Origin of the sequence: Pseudomonas sp. NPDC096925 (genome assembly GCF_044762545.1) — a bacterium.
Lineage (GTDB): Bacteria > Pseudomonadota > Gammaproteobacteria > Pseudomonadales > Pseudomonadaceae > Aquipseudomonas.
Genome location: NZ_JBIWEM010000001.1, coordinates 1147508 through 1164101 on the forward strand (window position 1 = coordinate 1147508; position 16594 = coordinate 1164101).

Sequence of the window (16594 nt, forward strand, 5' to 3'; positions counted from 1 at the left end):
CAACGAGCTAGAGCGAGAGATTTGATATGAGCCTGAATCCAAGAGACGTGGTGATTGTCGACTTCGGTCGCACGCCGATGGGCCGCTCCAAGGGTGGCATGCACCGCAATACCCGCGCCGAAGACATGTCGGCGCACCTGATCAGCAAGCTGCTGGAGCGCAACGACAAGGTCGACCCGAAAGAGGTCGAGGATGTGATCTGGGGCTGCGTCAACCAGACCCTCGAGCAGGGCTGGAACATCGCCCGCATGGCCTCGTTGATGACCCAGATCCCGCATACCTCCGCAGCGCAGACCGTCAGCCGCCTGTGCGGCTCGTCGATGAGCGCGCTGCACACCGCCGCTCAGGCGATCATGACCGGCAACGGTGATGTGTTCGTGGTCGGCGGCGTGGAGCACATGGGCCACGTCAGCATGATGCATGGCGTCGACCCCAACCCGCACCTGTCCTTGCATGCCGCCAAGGCTTCCGGGATGATGGGCCTGACCGCGGAAATGCTCGGCAAGATGCACGGCATCACCCGTGAGCAGCAGGACCTGTTCGGCCTGCGTTCGCACCAGCTGGCCCACAAGGCCACGGTCGAAGGCAAGTTCAAGGACGAAATCATCCCGATGCAGGGCTATGACGAGAACGGTTTCCTGAAGGTGTTCGATTTCGACGAAACCATTCGCCCGGAAACCACCCTCGAAGGCCTGGCGTCGCTGAAGCCGGCGTTCAACCCGAAAGGCGGTACCGTCACTGCCGGTACTTCGTCGCAGATCACCGACGGTGCGTCATGCATGATCGTCATGTCCGGCCAGCGCGCCATGGACCTGGGGATCCAGCCATTGGCGGTCATCCGCTCCATGGCGGTGGCCGGTGTCGACCCGGCGATCATGGGCTATGGCCCGGTGCCGTCGACCCAGAAAGCCCTCAAGCGTGCCGGCCTGACCATGGCCGACATCGACTTCATCGAGCTCAACGAAGCCTTTGCCGCACAGGCCTTGCCAGTGCTGAAGGACTTGAAAGTGCTCGACAAGATGGATGAGAAGGTTAACCTGCACGGCGGCGCTATTGCCTTGGGCCACCCGTTCGGTTGCTCCGGGGCCCGGATTTCCGGCACCCTGCTCAACGTCATGAAGCAGAATGGCGGCACTCTGGGGGTGGCGACCATGTGCGTCGGCCTCGGCCAAGGTATCACCACTGTCTTCGAACGCGTCTGATCGCGTAGCGGGACAGCGACCGGGGCCTTGCGCCCCGGTTTTGTTTTTTACAGGTTTTAGTCAAGAGGGTGGGCAACATGCAGATACAACCAGGCGTATACCGGCATTACAAAGGGCCTGAGTACCGTGTCTTCAGTGTTGCACGGCATTCCGAGAGCGAAGAGTGGATGGTGTTCTACCAATGCCTGTATGGTGATTACAGCTTCTGGGTACGGCCACTTTCCATGTTCCAGGAGTCCGTCGAGGTTGACGGCGAGCAGGTGCCACGCTTTGCTTTGGTCAAGGCCGAAGAGGGGCTGCCCGGGTTGCTGGGCAAGTCGCACGAGTGATAGTCCGAACTTGACCTCACACTTTTGCCACTATATATAGCGGTGCCGCGTCTGGCACCTGACGCGTTTTTTATCTTCAGATTCAGGAATACTCCGATCCATGGGCAAATCGCTGGTCATTGTGGAATCCCCGGCCAAGGCCAAGACCATCAACAAGTACCTGGGCAACCAGTACGTGGTGAAGTCGAGTATCGGCCATATCCGAGACCTCCCCACCAGCGGTTCGGCCAGCGCCAGCAAAGAGCCGGCCGCCAAGCGTGGCAAGGCCGCGGGTGAGGCTCCGGCCCTGTCGCCGAAGGAAAAGGCCCGCCGCCAGCTGGTGGCACGCATGGGCGTCGACCCCGATCATGGCTGGAAGGCCAAGTACGAGATCCTGCCTGGCAAGGAAAAGGTGATCGAAGAACTGCGCCGCCTGGCCAAGGATGCCGACACCATCTATCTCGCAACCGACTTGGACCGCGAAGGGGAGGCCATTGCCTGGCACCTGCGCGAGGCCATCGGCGGCGACGACACCCGCTACAAGCGCGTGGTGTTCAACGAAATTACCAAGAAGGCCATCCAGGATGCCTTCTCGCAGCCAGGCGAGCTGGATATCGACCGGGTCAACGCCCAGCAGGCACGACGCTTCCTCGACCGCGTGGTCGGCTACATGGTTTCGCCGCTGCTGTGGGCCAAGATTGCCCGTGGCCTGTCCGCCGGCCGTGTACAGTCGGTAGCGGTGAAGCTGGTAGTGGAGCGCGAACGTGAAATCCGTGCGTTCATCCCGGAAGAGTACTGGGAAATCCACGCCGACCTCGGCACCGCCAAGAACGCCAAGGTGCGTTTCGAAGTGGCGCGCGAAAAGGGTGAGGCCTTCAAGCCGTTGAACGAAGCGCAGGCCATGGCAGCGCTGGAGAAGCTCAAGGCTTCCAGCTACAGCGTGGTCAAGCGCGAAGATCGCCCGACCAGCAGCAAGCCGTCGGCACCGTTCATTACCTCCACCCTGCAGCAGGCGGCCAGCAACCGCCTGGGCTTCGGTGTGAAGAAAACCATGATGATGGCTCAGCGTTTGTACGAAGCGGGTTACATCACCTACATGCGTACCGACTCGACCAACCTGTCGGCCGACGCCCTGGACATGGCACGCAGCTACATCGAGCGTGAGTTCGGCAAGCAGTACCTGCCCGAGGCACCGCTGGTGTACGGCAGCAAGGAGGGCGCCCAGGAGGCGCACGAAGCGATTCGTCCTTCTGACGTGAACACCCACCCGACCAAGCTCAGTGGCATGGAGCGCGACGCCGAGCGCCTGTACGAGCTGATCTGGCGCCAGTTCCTGGCCTGCCAGATGCCGCCAGCGCAGTACCTATCCACCAGCGTCACCGTGGCTGCGGGCGATTTCGAGCTGCGTGCCAAGGGCCGCATCCTCAAGTTCGACGGTTACACCCGTGTGCTGCCGCAGCAGAGCAAGCCGGGCGAAGACGACGTGTTGCCGGAAATGGTCCAGGGCGAAGCGCTGAAGCTGATCCAGATCGACCCGAGCCAGCACTTCACCAAGCCACCGGCGCGCTTCACCGAAGCCAGCCTGGTCAAGGAAATGGAAAAGCGCGGCATCGGCCGCCCGTCGACCTATGCGGCGATCATCTCGACCATTCAGGACAGAGGCTATGTGACCCTGCACAACCGCCGCTTCTATTCCGAGAAGATGGGCGATATCGTCACCGAGCGCCTGTCCGAGAGCTTCTCCAACCTGATGGACTACGGCTTTACCGCCGACATGGAAGAGAACCTCGACGACGTGGCCCAGGGCGAGCGTGACTGGAAGAACGTGCTCGACGAATTCTACGGCGACTTCAGCAAAAAGCTGCAGACCGCCGAGTCCAGCGAAGACGGCATGCGCGCCAACCAACCGACCATGACCAACATTCCGTGCAAGGAATGTGGCCGGCCGATGATGATCCGCACCGCCTCTACCGGCGTGTTCCTCGGCTGCTCGGGCTATAGCCTGCCGCCAAAAGAGCGCTGCAAGGCCACCGTCAACCTGGTGCCGGGCGACGAGATTGCCGCCGACGACGAGGGTGAATCGGAATCCCGCGTGCTTCTGGGCAAGCACCGCTGCCCTATCTGCGCCACGGCGATGGATGCCTACCTGCTGGACGAGAAGCACAAGCTGCACATTTGCGGTAACAACCCGGATTGCACCGGCTACGAGATCGAGGAAGGCAACTACCGCATCAAGGGCTACGAAGGGCCGAGCCTGGAGTGCGACAAGTGCGGCAGCGAGATGCAGTTGAAGACTGGCCGCTTCGGCAAGTTCTTCGGTTGCACCAACCCGGCGTGCAAGAACACCCGCAAGCTGCTCAAGAGCGGCGAGGCGGCGCCACCGAAGATGGACAAGGTGGACATGCCGGAGCTCAAGTGCGAGAAGGTCGACGATACCTACGTGCTGCGTGATGGCGCTTCGGGGTTGTTCCTGGCCGCCAGCCAGTTCCCCAAGAACCGCGAAACCCGTGCGCCGCTGGTGCTGGAGATCGTGCCGCACAAGCATGAGATCGACCCGAAGTACCACTTCCTGTGCGATGCGCCGCAGAAAGACCCGGATGGCCGCCCGGCGGTGATCCGTTACAGCCGCAAGACCAAGGAGCAGTACGTGCAGTCCGAGGTTGATGGCAAGCCGACCGGCTGGAAGGCGTTCTACGACGGCAATGCGTGGAAGGTTGAAGACAAGCGCTGATCTGTCAGTGCTGTAATTGGGGCCGCTTCGCGCCCCTTCGCGGGCTTGCCCGCTCCTACAGGTACAGCGCAGGCCTTGGGCTTGATGCAATTCCTGTGGGAGCGGGCAAGCCCGCGAAGGGGCGCAAAGCGGCCCCAATCATTTATGATGCAGCTATCCGCCTTGCAGCCTCATGGGAGGGCACAGAAATGGCCCAGGAACTCTACACCCGCACCAACCAGAAACTGTTCTTTGCTGGCCTCGCCCTGGAATCCATGGCCAAGGCCGAACAAAGCCAGGCCATGAATGCCCAAGGCCTGGTCCAGGCCGAACGCGAGTCGGCGCTGTTCCACCTGTACGGCGCACTGCTGGGCCTGTGTCATGAAATTGGTGGCTTCTACCGCCTGCCTGTGGTTGCAACGGTTGAGCAAGCACTGGCTGACGACGCCCTGAACGGCATCGCTATTCCGGAAGTGGCCGAACTGCTGGAGCTGGCCCGCCAGCGCGAAACCTGGTTGGCGCAAATGCTCGGTGCTTATGCCGATTTGTTCCGACCACCGGTCGCGAAAAAAGCGCCGAAAACCGACGTCACCCAGCCACTGATCCAGGCCGTCAATCTCGATGAGCCCGAGCATCCGGCGTTGTCGCGTGCCGAACTGGAAAGCTGGCGCAACAACCTCAAGGGCCTGGTGAGACGTTTCCGTGACGCGTTGAGTGAGTGCTGATAGCAGCTACGGCTGGTACAATGTCGGCCTTTCGCGGAGAACTGCCATTTATGTCTACGTCGTTTCTGGAAATTGTCGAGTTGCCTGATGGCCGCATCGAACTGCGTCGCGCCGAGGATGAGGGCTCTCTGGTAACCCTGGATTTCTCGGAAGACGCCAAGGCGTTCCTGCAGGGCCAGCATGTGGAGGTGGCCAAGGCCATGCTCAGTGTGGGTGTACAGATGGCCGGTCGCCTGATGGATGGCGAGCTTGAGCATGACGAAGGGCCACGCGTGCTGCACTGAGGTGCAGCAGGGGCATCAGGCTTTATGCAGTGACAGGCGAAGCCTGAACATCAGCCGAGGCGGATGTTCAGGCTTTGTGCGTTTCCGGCACTGGCAGCGCGCAGCAATTGCTGGCGTGCAGTGGCGTTGACGTTGCCCAGCCAGCTGACCACGGTGTGGCTGAGGCCCAGGCGCAAGGCTTCGCAGGCCAGTTGAAGCGGGCTTTGATTGCCGCGAGGTTGCAGCAGCAGGATACGTTCACGGTTGAGCCCGGCATCGCGCAGCCAGGCCTGGGTCAGGCTCGACGGCGGGGCGATCAGGGTCAGCCAGCGGGTCTCGTCCTCTTCGCTCAGTTCGCGCAGCACCGGTGCCAGCAGGCTTTGGCAGTGCCCGGGGGCTCCACGTAGCGACAGTTCGCTGAACAGCTCGGGCTGGTTGCTCTTGCGCGCCACTTCGCTGACTTTCAGGCCAGGCAGTACGGGCTGGGCGAGGAATGCTTCGAACAATGGCAACTGGGCTTGCTCGGGTGCGTGAATGAACTGCTGCATGACGCCTCCTGGATCAGCGGCGAATGACGCCGACGCTCAAGCCCTCGATCACCAGTTCCTGTTCTTTCAGGTCAACTTCGATAGGGGCGAATTCGGGGTTCTCGGCAAGCAGCCAGACTTTGCTGCCTTCGCGTTTGAAGCGCTTGACGGTGACTTCATCGCCGATACGGGCCACGACGATCTGGCCGTTGCGGGCTTCGCGACAGGTATGTACTGCCAGCAGGTCGCCATCGAAGATGCCGACGTCCTTCATGCTCATGCCGTGTACGCGCAGCAGGTAGTCGGCCTGGGGGTGGAAGAAGTCGGGGTTGATGTTGCAGGATTGCTCGATGTGCTGTTCGGCAAGGATCGGTGCACCGGCGGCAACCCGGCCGATGATGGGCAGGCCGCTTTCTTCGGCCTTGGCTTCCAGGCCGGGGATGCGAATGCCACGGGAGGCGCCCGGGGTCATCTCGATCGCCCCCTTGCGGGCGAGGGCCTTGAGGTGTTCCTCGGCGGCGTTGGGCGACTTGAAGCCCAGCTCCTGAGCGATCTCGGCGCGCGTCGGCGGGAAGCCGTTGTCTTCCAGGCAGCGCTTGATGAACGCGAGAATTTCGGCTTGGCGTGGCGTCAGTTTCAACATGATGAGCGCTCTGTCTTTTTGTACAGTGACTGGAATTATATACAGTACTGGATGCGCTGCAAGCCAAAACCTGCAATAAACAGCAGGAATGGCGCTTGCAGCAGCCCGCCTGGCGCTTTTAAATGGCGACCGACCGGTCACCGAGCCTTGACAGAAGCAGGGCTGAAACGTATGTTTCAAACACCTGTTTGTCTGGCGGAGTAGTCGGAGTAGTCATGGCCCAATCGGAAACCGTTGAACGCATTCTCGATGCTGCCGAGCAGCTGTTCGCGGAAAGGGGGTTCGCAGAAACCTCGTTGCGGCTGATTACCAGCAAGGCCGGGGTCAACCTGGCGGCGGTCAACTATCACTTCGGCTCCAAGAAGGCCCTGATCCAGGCGGTGTTCTCGCGCTTCCTCGGGCCGTTCTGCGCCAGCCTCGAACGTGAGCTGGAGCGGCGCCAGGCCAAGCCGGAGCAAAAGCCCAGCCTCGAAGAACTGCTGGAAATGCTGGTAGAGCAGGCGTTGGCTGTGCAGCCGCGCAGCAACAACGACCTGTCGATCTTCATGCGCCTGCTGGGCCTGGCCTTCAGCCAGAGCCAGGGCCACCTGCGGCGTTACCTGGAAGACATGTATGGCAAGGTGTTCCGCCGCTACATGCTGCTGGTCAACGAGGCCGCGCCGCGCATCCCGCCGCTGGAACTGTTCTGGCGCGTGCACTTCATGCTCGGTGCTGCCGCCTTCAGCATGTCTGGCATCAAGGCCCTGCGGGCAATTGCCGAGACCGATTTCGGCATCAACACCTCGATCGAGCAGGTGATGCGCCTGATGGTGCCGTTCCTGGCTGCAGGCATGCGAGCCGATAGCGGTGTTACCGACGACGCCATGGCCACCGCGCAGCTGCGCCCGCGCATCAAGACCAGCGCAAGCGCCACCACCGCCAAGGCCTGAAGGCTGGGCGGGGCGGGGCGCTTCGGCTAAGCTAGCGCTCATGCCTGACCTCGACTTCCTGCACATTTCCCTCGCCGACCAGCGCCTTTATGGCTTTGCCCATGGCCAGCTGCGCGTGCGCCTGCCGGTTTCCACGGCGCGCAACGGTGCCGGCGAGCGCAACGGCTCGGGTTGCACGCCGTGTGGCTTGCACCAGGTGCGGGCGAAGGTCGGTGCGGGCCTGCCGCTGAATGCGGTATTGGCCGGGCGGCGCTGGACCGGCGAGGTGTGGTCGCCAGCCTTGCATGCGCAATATCCCGGCCGGGACTGGATCCTTACCCGCATCCTCTGGCTCAGTGGCTGTGAGCCGGGTATCAACCGCCTGGGCGCTGTTGACACCTTTCGCCGTTATATCTACTTGCACGGCACTCCGGATACGGAACCCATGGGCGTAGCGCTGTCCCATGGTTGCATACGCCTGCGCAACACCGATTTGCTAAGCCTGTTCGAGCAGGTGCCGGCACATTGCCCGGTACGCATCGAGCAGGCCGCCTGCCCCCAGTGGGCTTCTCTCAGTCTTCAATGAAGGATTACCCATGACTGTCAGCCTGCAAGGCTCCCTGATGGTGGATATCGCCGGTAAATGGCTGACCGCCGAAGACCGTCACCTGCTGCGCCAGCCTGAAGTGGCCGGCCTGATCATCTTTGCCCGCAACATCGACAGCCCGCGCCAGGTGCGTGAGCTGTGCGCATCGATCCGCGCCATCCGCCCCGACCTGATCCTGGCGGTGGACCAGGAGGGCGGCCGCGTGCAGCGCTTGCGCCAGGGCTTTGTGCGCCTGCCGGCCATGCGTGCGCTGGCCGACAATGACAACGCCGAGTACCTGGCCGAGCAGTGTGGTTGGTTGATGGCGACCGAGGTGCTGGCAGTTGGCCTGGACCTCAGCTTTGCCCCGGTACTCGACCTGGACCACCAGCGCAGCGCCGTGGTTGGCAGCCGTGCCTTCGAGGGTGACCCGTTGCGCGCCACGCAACTGGCTGGCGCGTTCATCCGTGGCATGAATGCGGCGGGCATGGCGGCCTGTGGCAAGCACTTCCCGGGGCATGGCTGGGCCGAAGCGGACTCGCATGTGGCCATCCCCACCGATGAGCGCAGCCTCGAGCAGCTGCGCCAGGCCGACCTGGTGCCGTTCAGCCGCCTGAGCGGGCAGCTGGCGGCGGTGATGCCGGCGCATGTCATCTACCCGCAGGTCGATAACCAGCCGGCTGGCTTCTCGCGGCGCTGGTTGCAGGACATCCTGCGTGGCGAGCTGGGTTTCGACGGGGTTATTTTCAGTGACGATTTGTCGATGGCCGGCGCGCATGTGGTCGGGGACGCGGCCAGCCGCATCGAGGCGGCGTTGAGCGCCGGTTGTGACATGGGCCTGGTGTGCAATGACCGGGCGGCGGCGGAGCTGGCGTTGAGTGCGGCGCAGCGGATGAAGGTCAAGCCGTCGCCACGGATTGCCCGGATGCGCGGGCAAGGGTTTGCGCGGACGGATTATCGCCAGCAGCCACGGTGGCTGGAGGCGTTGGGGGCGTTGCGGGAGGCGCAGTTGGTCGATTGACCGCGCCGGCCTCTTCGCGGGCGCGCCCGCTCCCACAGGTGCGGCGCTGGTTTGATATTGGTGTTGTACCTGTGCTGGCCTCTTCGCGGGTGAACCCGCTCCCACAGGTACGGCACCGCCCTTGAGGGCACTGATATCCCTGTGGGAGCGGGCACGCCCGCGAAGAGGCCGGTACAGGCAGCAGACGATTCTGGCCTACCGCCCGCGCTTCCCGGGCAGCGGCGCAAACAGCGCTTCGATCTCTTCATCCCCCAGCCGCCATTGCCCGGCCTGCCCGCCATCGAGCAGGCTCGCTGCCAGCGCTGCCTTCTCCTGCTGCAACAGCTGGATCTTTTCTTCCACCGTCCCCCGGGTGATCAGCTTGAACACGAACACCGGCTTGTCCTGGCCTATGCGGTAGGCGCGGTCGGTAGCCTGGTTCTCGCTGGCCGGGTTCCACCAAGGGTCGAAGTGGATCACCGTGTCTGCGGCCGTCAGGTTCAAGCCCACGCCGCCCGCCTTGAGGCTGATCAGGAACACTTCGCTATCCCCCTGCTGGAACTGTTGCACCGGTGTACGCCGGTCGCGGGTGTCGCCGGTCAGCAGGCTGTAGCGGATCTTGCGTTTCTCCAGCTCTTGCTCGATCAACGCCAGCATCGAGGTGAACTGCGAGAACAAAAGCACCCGGCGCCCTTCGCTGAGCAGCTCTTCGAGCATTTCCAGCAGCGCGCCCAGTTTGCCCTTGTCGGCCTGGTTGCCTTTGCTTTCCACTCCCTTGACCAGGCGCAAGTCGCAGCAGACCTGGCGCAGCTTGAGCAACGCGTCGAGGATGATGATCTGGCTGCGCGCAGCGCCATTGCGGGCGATTTCATCGCGGACTTTCTTGTCCATGGCCACCCGCACGGCCTCGTAGGTGTCACGCTGGGCATCGCTGAGCTCGACCCAGTGCACCATCTCGGTCTTGGCCGGCAGCTCGGTGGCCACCTGTTCCTTGGTGCGGCGCAGCAGGAACGGGCGGATGCGGCTGGCCAGGTGGGCCATGCGCTCGCTGTCGCCGTGGCGCTCGATCGGTGTGCGGTAGTCCTGGTTGAAGCGCTTCAGGTCACCCAGCCAGCCAGGCATGAGGAAGTGGAAAATCGACCACAGCTCGCCCAGGTTGTTTTCCATTGGCGTGCCGGTCAGGCAGACGCGCTGATTGGCCTGCAGCTCGCAGACGGCGAGGGCGGCCTTGCTGGTGCTGCTCTTGATGTTCTGCGCCTCGTCCAGCACCAGCACATGCCAGGCCTGGGCGCGCAGGTGCTCGAGGTCGCGCGGCACCAGGGCGTAGGTGGTCAGGACCAGGTCGTATTCGTGCAGCTTGGTGAAATGCTTGCTGCGCCCCGGGCCTTGCAGGGCCAGCACGCGCAGCTCGGGGGCGAAGCGCTGGGCTTCGTCCAGCCAGTTGGGCACCAGGCTGGTCGGCATTACCGCCAGGGCCGGTGCGTTCAGGCGCCCGGCCTGTTTCTCCAGCAGCAGGTGTGCCAAGGCCTGCAGGGTCTTGCCCAGGCCCATGTCGTCGCCAAGGATGCCGCCAGTACCCATCTCGCGCAGCGCCTGCAGCCAGTTCAGGCCTTGTTGCTGGTACGGGCGCAGGCTGGCCTGTAGCCCCGTCGGCGGTTCTACCTGCAGGTCTCGGGCATCGCGCAGGCGGCGGCCCAGGTCGCGCACATGCTCGCCACCCTCCCAGTGCAGGGGCAGGCCTTCGATGTCGTTCAGGCGTGCGGCATCGGCACGGTCCAGGCGCAGGGACGGGCCTGCGGCGTCTTCGTGCAGGTACAGCTCGCCCAGGGTGCCCATCACTGCCTTGATACGGCCATAGGGCAAGGCAACGCGCAGGGCCGGGGCATCGAGGCGGCCGCGGTTGAGGTCGATCAGCAGGTGCTCGTCGTCACTGCGCCGGGCCAGTTCGCTGGGGCGCAGCAGTTCCGGGTTGCTGCGCAGCAGTTGCAGCACGATCGGCAGCAGGCTGTGACGCTGGCCATCGACCACGATGCCCAGCTCCAGGTCGAACCATTCATGGCCGGGCGCTTCGTCGATGGTCGCGTACCAGTCGTCCACCTCCTGCAGGTTGAAGGCGAAGTCGCGGTGGATATCGATGTCCCAACCGGCTTCGCGCAGGTGCGGCAGGCCTTCGCGGGCAAAGCGCAGCCAGGCTTCGTCATCGGGCAGCTGGAGCATCTCGCCGGCGCTGTCAGGCAGGGCCTTGCTCTGACGGGTCGCGGCCTTGAATCCGAGGTCGCGTAGCACCTTGCGCAGCGCCTGCTCAGCCTGGGGCTGGCGGCGGATGCGCTGGCTGGTGTCGCCGACCAGGCGGGTCAGCGGTTTGTCGTCGCTGCCGCTGGCGCGCAGCCCGTCGTAGTCGAATGCCAGCGCTGCACGGTGTTGCATCTGCCGTTGCATCCGCCCGGTCTTGGGCATGTAGGCGCTGAATTCGAGGCTGCCGAGGGTCAGGTGCGGCCTGGGTGGTAGATCGTCGATGAGTTGTTCGTTCAGCGTTGTCGGCGTCGGGAGTTGGTGGTTCAAGGCGTTGAGCTTGTGGCTGAGGGGGACTACGAGGTGTTCCGGGACATCGGGGGCGATTGTCAGTTGCAGGGCAATGTGTGAATCGAGTGAGTGTTCGATCTTGCCCACTTCACTGGTGGCGAAATTGAAATAATAAAGGGGCAGTAGCGGAATCACGCAGTTCAGGGGCGTTTCGCCGTGATACCAGATGCCGCGATAGTGGCCGTTGTCCAGGCGTACCCAGCGGAATTCCGCCGCAAGCGTCGCACCCTCGCGCAGCATTGGCTTGTATTCGTCGTAAAGCATGCGGCCGGTATCCAGGGCGCGCTGGAACAATTCGCCGCCTTCACGGCCCTTGAGCTGGTAACCACGGTCCTGGCTGCCGACCTGATTCAGGGCCGAAAGCAGGCGCAGGATGCGGATATCCTCTTCCCTGACGAAGCGAGGGGGCTCGTACAGAAATTCATACAGTGACTGCACGCGGCTGTAGCGTATGCCGTTTTCTTCGCGGATGCCTTTGCGCACTCGCAAGGCGCAGCCAGGCTCGTCGGTCAGCCTGAGCTGATAGCAGACCATGCGGCCGCGTTTGTCTTGCGCTTCGGCGGGTTGCTGAGCTGGCTGTTCCAGGCCCTTGAGCCAGCGTTGGAGGTTGGCCGGCAGTGTCTCACCGCCATTGTCCCACGCGGCCTGCGGCTCGCTCAAAACGAACAAGGCAGCGGCGCAATGCTTGCAATTGTGTCCTACGGGGCAGCTGCACTGGCCGCGTACGTGGCAGCGGCCAGCCATGGCGCTGAGCGTGATCTTCTGGCGATACGGGCTGCCTTCGCTTCCGCAGCAGGTGGCTTCGATGAGCGGGCCACTGCATTTTTCGATTTTTACCCGGTCTTCCCGGGCGTAACGCTCACCGCGCTGCAGAACCGGGTCGGTGAACGACTGGGTCCAGTTCGGGTACTCGCGCAGCAACTGGAGAGCGTCACGACTCATTGCATCACTGCTCCATCATCTCCGGGTCCATCACCGGCATTTTCGGCGTACCCGGTGGCGTCACCTTCAGCAGCACCGCCAGGTGCCCGCCGTCGAGGAAGGTCAGCTGGCCGCCCTTGACGTTGCTGTTGCTCTGCTTGAACTGTTCGCTTTGCAGCACGCTGCCGTTGCCGTCCAGCTGGTTGACCCAGAAGTTGGCCTCGACCGCGATGAAGCGGCCCTCGGCGATGCTCAGGTTGCCTTCGATAGGGAAGTGGCCGAACTGCTCGGCGCCTTCGCCCAGGGCGATGCGGCTGGGCTCGCTGCCCACGTGCTGCTGCCAGGCCTTGTGCAGCAGCACGGTGTAGTCGGCGGTGGCTTCCAGGCGGGTGGCTTCGTCTTCCAGCGCCAGGCGGCGCTCGGCGTCCTTCTCCAGGCGTGGAGCGCCGGCGCTCCAGTCTTCGGGGGCGAACGGGCTGGTGAAGGCGGGCACGCTGTTCTGCCGCACCAGGATCATTTCTACCTGATACAGGCCTTCGGCGAAGGCGGCCGGGGCGAACAACGCCAGCAGCAGGGTCAGGCAACGGATGGCACGCATGGGTCTTCCTTAAGCAGGCTGTGGGGTCAGGCGCTCGAACAGCGCCTCCAGGGTATTGAAGCGTTCGTCGGGGCGTTCCATCGGCACCAGGAAGCGGAACTGGGTGGCGCCTTCGAACTTGTAGCGTTTGGGCTGGCCCTGGATCAGCTTGATCAGGGTCAGCGGGTCGACCGGGGTCTCGGCCTCGAACTCGAGCTTGCCGCCGTTGGGGCCGGCGTCGACTTTCTTGATGCCGAGCTTTTCCGCGTGCAGCTTGAGCGAGGTCAGACGCATCAGGTTCTTGGTCGGCTCGGGCAGCAGGCCGAAGCGGTCGATCATTTCCACTTGCAGGTCCTTGAGGCCTTCTTCGTCGGCGGCCGAGGCAATGCGCTTGTACAGGATCAGCCGCGCATGCACGTCGGGCAGGTAGTCCTCGGGGATCAGTGCCGGCAGGCGCAGGTTGATTTCCGGGCCGCCGCCCAGCGGCTGCTCAAGGTTTGGCTGGGTGCCCTTGCGGATCGCCTTGACCGCGCGTTCGAGCATTTCCATGTACAGGGTAAAGCCCACCGCCTGGATCTGCCCGCTCTGGCCTTCGCCCAGCAGCTCGCCGGCGCCGCGAATTTCCAGGTCGTTGGTGGCCAGCACGAAGCCGGCGCCCAGGTCCTGGGTGTTGGCAATCGCCTCCAGGCGTTTTTCGGCGTCGGCACTGACCTTCTGCCGGGTTGGCGTCAGCAGGTAGGCGTAGGCCTGGTGGTGGCTGCGGCCCACCCGGCCGCGCAGCTGGTGCAGCTGGGCCAGGCCGAACTTGTCGGCGCGCTCGATGACGATGGTGTTGGCGCTGGGCACGTCGATGCCGGTTTCGATGATGGTCGAGGCCACCAGCACGTTGAAGCGCTTGTGGTAGAAGTCGCTCATCACCTGTTCCAGCTCGCGCTCGCGCATTTGCCCGTGGCCGATGCCGATGCGCGCCTCGGGCACCAGTTCGGCAAGGTCGGCGGCGCATTTCTCGATGGTTTTCACATCGTTGTGCAGGTAGTACACCTGGCCACCGCGCAGCAGCTCACGCAGCAGCGCCTCCTTGACCGTGCTCTTGTTCTGTTCCATGACGAAGGTGCGTACCGACAGGCGGCGCGCCGGCGGCGTGGCGATGATCGACAGGTCGCGCATGCCCGCCACCGCCATGTTCAGCGTGCGCGGGATCGGCGTGGCGGTGAGGGTGAGGATGTCCACCTCGCTGCGCAGGGCCTTGAGCTGTTCCTTCTGGCGCACGCCAAAGCGGTGTTCTTCGTCGATGATGGCCAGGCCCAGGTCCTTGAAGCGCACATCGTCCTGCAGCAGCTTGTGGGTGCCGATGAGGATGTCGATCTTGCCTTCGGCCAGGTCGGCGGCGGCGTTGGCCACTTCCTTGGCCGACTTGAAGCGGCTCATCACTTCCACGGTCACAGGCCAGTCGGCGAAGCGGTCGCGGAAGCTGTTGTAGTGCTGTTGGGCGAGCAGGGTGGTGGGTACCAGCACGGCCACCTGGCGGCCGCTGTGCACGGCGATGAACGCCGCGCGCATGGCCACTTCGGTCTTGCCGAAGCCGACGTCGCCGCACACCAGGCGGTCCATCGGCTTGGGCGCCAGCATGTCGGCGCGCACGGCTTCGATGGCAGCTTGCTGGTCCGGGGTTTCCTCGAACGGGAAGCCGGCGCTGAAGGTGGCGTAGTCGGCGGACGGGTCGGCAAACGCATAGCCCTTGCGCGCGGCGCGGCGGGCATAGATGTCGAGCAGTTCGGCAGCCACGTCGCGCACCTGTTCAGCGGCCTTGCGCTTGGCCTTCTGCCAGGCCTCCGAGCCCAGCCGGTGCAGCGGTGCCAGGGCATCGTCGCTGCCGGTGTAGCGGGCGATCAGGTGCAGGTTGGCCACCGGCACGTACAGCTTGGCGCCCTCGGCGTATTCCAGGGTGAGGAATTCGGCGGCCTGGCCGTCGATTTCCAGGGTGGCCAGGCCCAGGTAGCGGCCCACGCCATGGTCGATGTGCACCACCGGTGCGCCTTCGCGCAGCTCGGTAAGGTTCTTGATCACCGCGTCGTTGGCAGTTTCGCCGCGCTTGTCGCGGCGGCGGCGCTGCATCACCCGCTGGCCGAACAGCGGGCTTTCGGCGACCAGGGCCAGGCCTGGGTCGTCCAGCAGCAGGCCGTCGTCCAGCGGGGCGATGGTGATCGCCAGGCGCTCGCTGCCGGTGATGAAGTCGGCCCAGCCGTCGACGCTGTGTGGGCGCAGTTTCAGCCGTTCGAGCAGCTCCAGCAGCACTTCGCGGCGGCCCGCCGATTCGGCGGTGAACAGCACGCGGCCGGGGAACTGGTCGAGGAAATTGGCCAGTTCGGCCAAGGGCTGGTTGGCCTTGGCCTCGATTGCCAGGTTGGGCAGCGCGCGCGCCGGGAAGCGCTCGCGGCCCGCGCCCGGGTCGAGGTCTTCAGTGCTGACCACTACCCGTGGCCATTGCTTGAGCCGGGCGAAGCAGTCTTCCACCGGCAGGAACAGCTCGGCCGGCGGCAGCAGCGGCCGGCTCAGGTCGCCACGGCGGTCTTCATAACGCCCGCGCACGTCGTTCCAGAAGTGTTCGGCGGCCTGTTCCACGCCAGGCAGCGAAAACACCTGGGTGTCGGCCGGCAGGTAGTCGAACAGGGTCGAGGTTTCTTCGAAGAACAGCGGCAGGTAGTACTCGATGCCAGCGGGGATGATGCCGCTGGCCAGGTCCTGGAAGATCGCGCTGCGGCGGAAGTCGACGTCGAAGCGTTCACGGAAGCGCGCCTTGAAGCGGGTCACTTCTTCTTTCTGCATCGGGAACTCGCGCGCCGGCAGCAGGCGTACCGAATCCACCTTGTCGATCGAGCGCTGGGTCTCGGGGTCGAAGGTGCGCAGCGTCTCGATTTCGTCATCGAACAGGTCGATGCGGTAGGGCAGCTTGCTGCCCATCGGGAACAGGTCGATCAACGCGCCACGTACGGCGAACTCGCCATGCTCGTAGACCGTGTCGACGCAGCGGTAGCCGCTGGCCTCCAGGCGCAGGCGCATCTGTTCCACGTCGATGGTCTGGCCCACGTCCAGCACCAGGCTGCTGCCCAGCAGGAAACGGGTCGGCGCCAGGCGGTGAAGGGCGGTTGTGACCGGCACCACGAGGATGCCGTGGCTCAGCTCCGGCAGGCGGTAGAGGCTGGCGATGCGCTGGGAAATGATGTCCTGGTGCGGCGAGAACAGGTCGTAGGGCAGGGTTTCCCAATCGGGGAACGGCAGCACCGGCAGGTCCGGGGCAAAGAAGCGAAGTTCCTGTTCCAGACGATCGGCAGCCTGGCTGTCGGCAGTCAGCAGCAGAGTGAAGCGGCCCGCGCTGCTGGCGGCCTCGGCGATGGCCAGGCTGAGGGCGGCACCGGGTAGATTGCCCCAGGTTTGTTTGCCGGCCGTGGCCGACATTTGCGGTAGGCGCAGAACTGACACGGGAGATCGCACTCCAAGCGTTGCGGCAAAGAGATCGATTGTACCGGTGACGATGCCGGCTGTCAGGCTCGAAAGGGCATGAACGCTGGCTTGCGTGGTCGCGACAGGCGCTCATTGCCCGCAACGCGTTGGGGCGTCATAATGTAGCCCCTTTTTTCTGT

At 64.0% G+C, this 16594-nt stretch carries 13 protein-coding genes; 8 read left to right on the plus strand and 5 right to left on the minus strand.

Translation table 11 applies throughout. The features are described 5' to 3' along the window. Nucleotides 1-26: 26 nt before the first annotated feature. The 5 genes from fadA to ACIQYU_RS05505 all read left to right on the plus strand — a co-directional run bounded on the left by fadA (nucleotide 27) and on the right by ACIQYU_RS05505 (nucleotide 5229). Nucleotides 27-1202 (plus strand): acetyl-CoA C-acyltransferase FadA, encoded by a 1176-nt coding sequence (gene fadA / locus ACIQYU_RS05485; RefSeq protein WP_013971712.1) that lies wholly within the window; start codon nucleotides 27-29, stop codon nucleotides 1200-1202. A 77-nt stretch (nucleotides 1203-1279) separates the two neighbouring features. Continuing rightward, on the plus strand, nucleotides 1280-1531 hold the full coding sequence (locus ACIQYU_RS05490) for a DUF1653 domain-containing protein (protein WP_023661154.1): 252 nt from the start codon (nucleotides 1280-1282) through the stop codon (nucleotides 1529-1531). Nucleotides 1532-1631: 100 nt separating this feature from the next. Next, nucleotides 1632-4241, plus strand: coding sequence for a type I DNA topoisomerase (gene topA, locus ACIQYU_RS05495; protein WP_063913896.1), 2610 nt, complete (start codon nucleotides 1632-1634; stop codon nucleotides 4239-4241). 188 nt (nucleotides 4242-4429) lie between these two features. After that, nucleotides 4430-4945 carry a DUF6586 family protein gene (locus ACIQYU_RS05500; RefSeq protein ID WP_063913897.1) on the plus strand — a complete coding sequence of 172 codons (516 nt, stop codon included), beginning with the start codon at nucleotides 4430-4432 and terminating at the stop codon, nucleotides 4943-4945. A 50-nt stretch (nucleotides 4946-4995) separates the two neighbouring features. Then, nucleotides 4996-5229, plus strand: coding sequence for a hypothetical protein (locus tag ACIQYU_RS05505; protein WP_085625656.1), 234 nt, complete (start codon nucleotides 4996-4998; stop codon nucleotides 5227-5229). Nucleotides 5230-5279: 50 nt separating this feature from the next. Here ACIQYU_RS05505 and sulA read toward each other — a convergent pair whose 3' ends face one another. Both sulA and lexA read right to left on the minus strand, forming a co-directional pair. Next, nucleotides 5280-5756: an SOS-induced cell division inhibitor SulA gene (gene sulA, locus ACIQYU_RS05510; protein WP_207831698.1), complete on the minus strand. Its 477-nt coding sequence runs from the start codon at nucleotides 5754-5756 to the stop codon at nucleotides 5280-5282. A 13-nt stretch (nucleotides 5757-5769) separates the two neighbouring features. Then, complete coding sequence (gene lexA / locus ACIQYU_RS05515) at nucleotides 5770-6378, minus strand: transcriptional repressor LexA (RefSeq protein ID WP_004376420.1); 609 nt, start codon at nucleotides 6376-6378, stop codon at nucleotides 5770-5772. Nucleotides 6379-6593: 215 nt separating this feature from the next. Between lexA and ACIQYU_RS05520 the strand changes: the two genes are divergently transcribed. Genes ACIQYU_RS05520 through nagZ form a run of 3 tightly spaced genes read left to right on the plus strand, consistent with a single transcriptional unit; the run spans nucleotide 6594 to nucleotide 8893 of the window. Continuing rightward, on the plus strand, nucleotides 6594-7307 hold the full coding sequence (locus ACIQYU_RS05520) for a TetR/AcrR family transcriptional regulator (RefSeq protein WP_207831696.1): 714 nt from the start codon (nucleotides 6594-6596) through the stop codon (nucleotides 7305-7307). Between the two features lie 40 nt (nucleotides 7308-7347). Then, nucleotides 7348-7872, plus strand: a complete 525-nt coding sequence (locus ACIQYU_RS05525) for a L,D-transpeptidase (RefSeq protein WP_207831694.1) — start codon at nucleotides 7348-7350, stop codon at nucleotides 7870-7872. 22 nt (nucleotides 7873-7894) lie between these two features. After that, the gene (nagZ, locus tag ACIQYU_RS05530) at nucleotides 7895-8893 is read left to right on the plus strand and encodes a beta-N-acetylhexosaminidase (protein WP_207831813.1); all 999 of its coding nucleotides are present in this window, start codon (nucleotides 7895-7897) and stop codon (nucleotides 8891-8893) included. A 195-nt stretch (nucleotides 8894-9088) separates the two neighbouring features. On the opposite strand, the gene ACIQYU_RS05535 is transcribed toward nagZ, so the two are convergent. From ACIQYU_RS05535 to mfd, 3 genes are read right to left on the minus strand one after another with little or no spacing between them, the layout of a single operon-like run. Continuing rightward, the gene (locus ACIQYU_RS05535; RefSeq protein WP_233694885.1) at nucleotides 9089-12397 is read right to left on the minus strand and encodes a DEAD/DEAH box helicase; all 3309 of its coding nucleotides are present in this window, start codon (nucleotides 12395-12397) and stop codon (nucleotides 9089-9091) included. Between the two features lie 4 nt (nucleotides 12398-12401). After that, a complete protein-coding gene (locus ACIQYU_RS05540) occupies nucleotides 12402-12974 on the minus strand; it encodes a CsiV family protein (RefSeq protein WP_207831690.1) in 573 nt (190 codons plus the stop codon). Nucleotides 12975-12983: 9 nt separating this feature from the next. Continuing rightward, nucleotides 12984-16433 carry a transcription-repair coupling factor gene (mfd, locus tag ACIQYU_RS05545; RefSeq protein WP_207831688.1) on the minus strand — a complete coding sequence of 1150 codons (3450 nt, stop codon included), beginning with the start codon at nucleotides 16431-16433 and terminating at the stop codon, nucleotides 12984-12986. Between the last annotated feature and the right edge of the window lie 161 nt (nucleotides 16434-16594).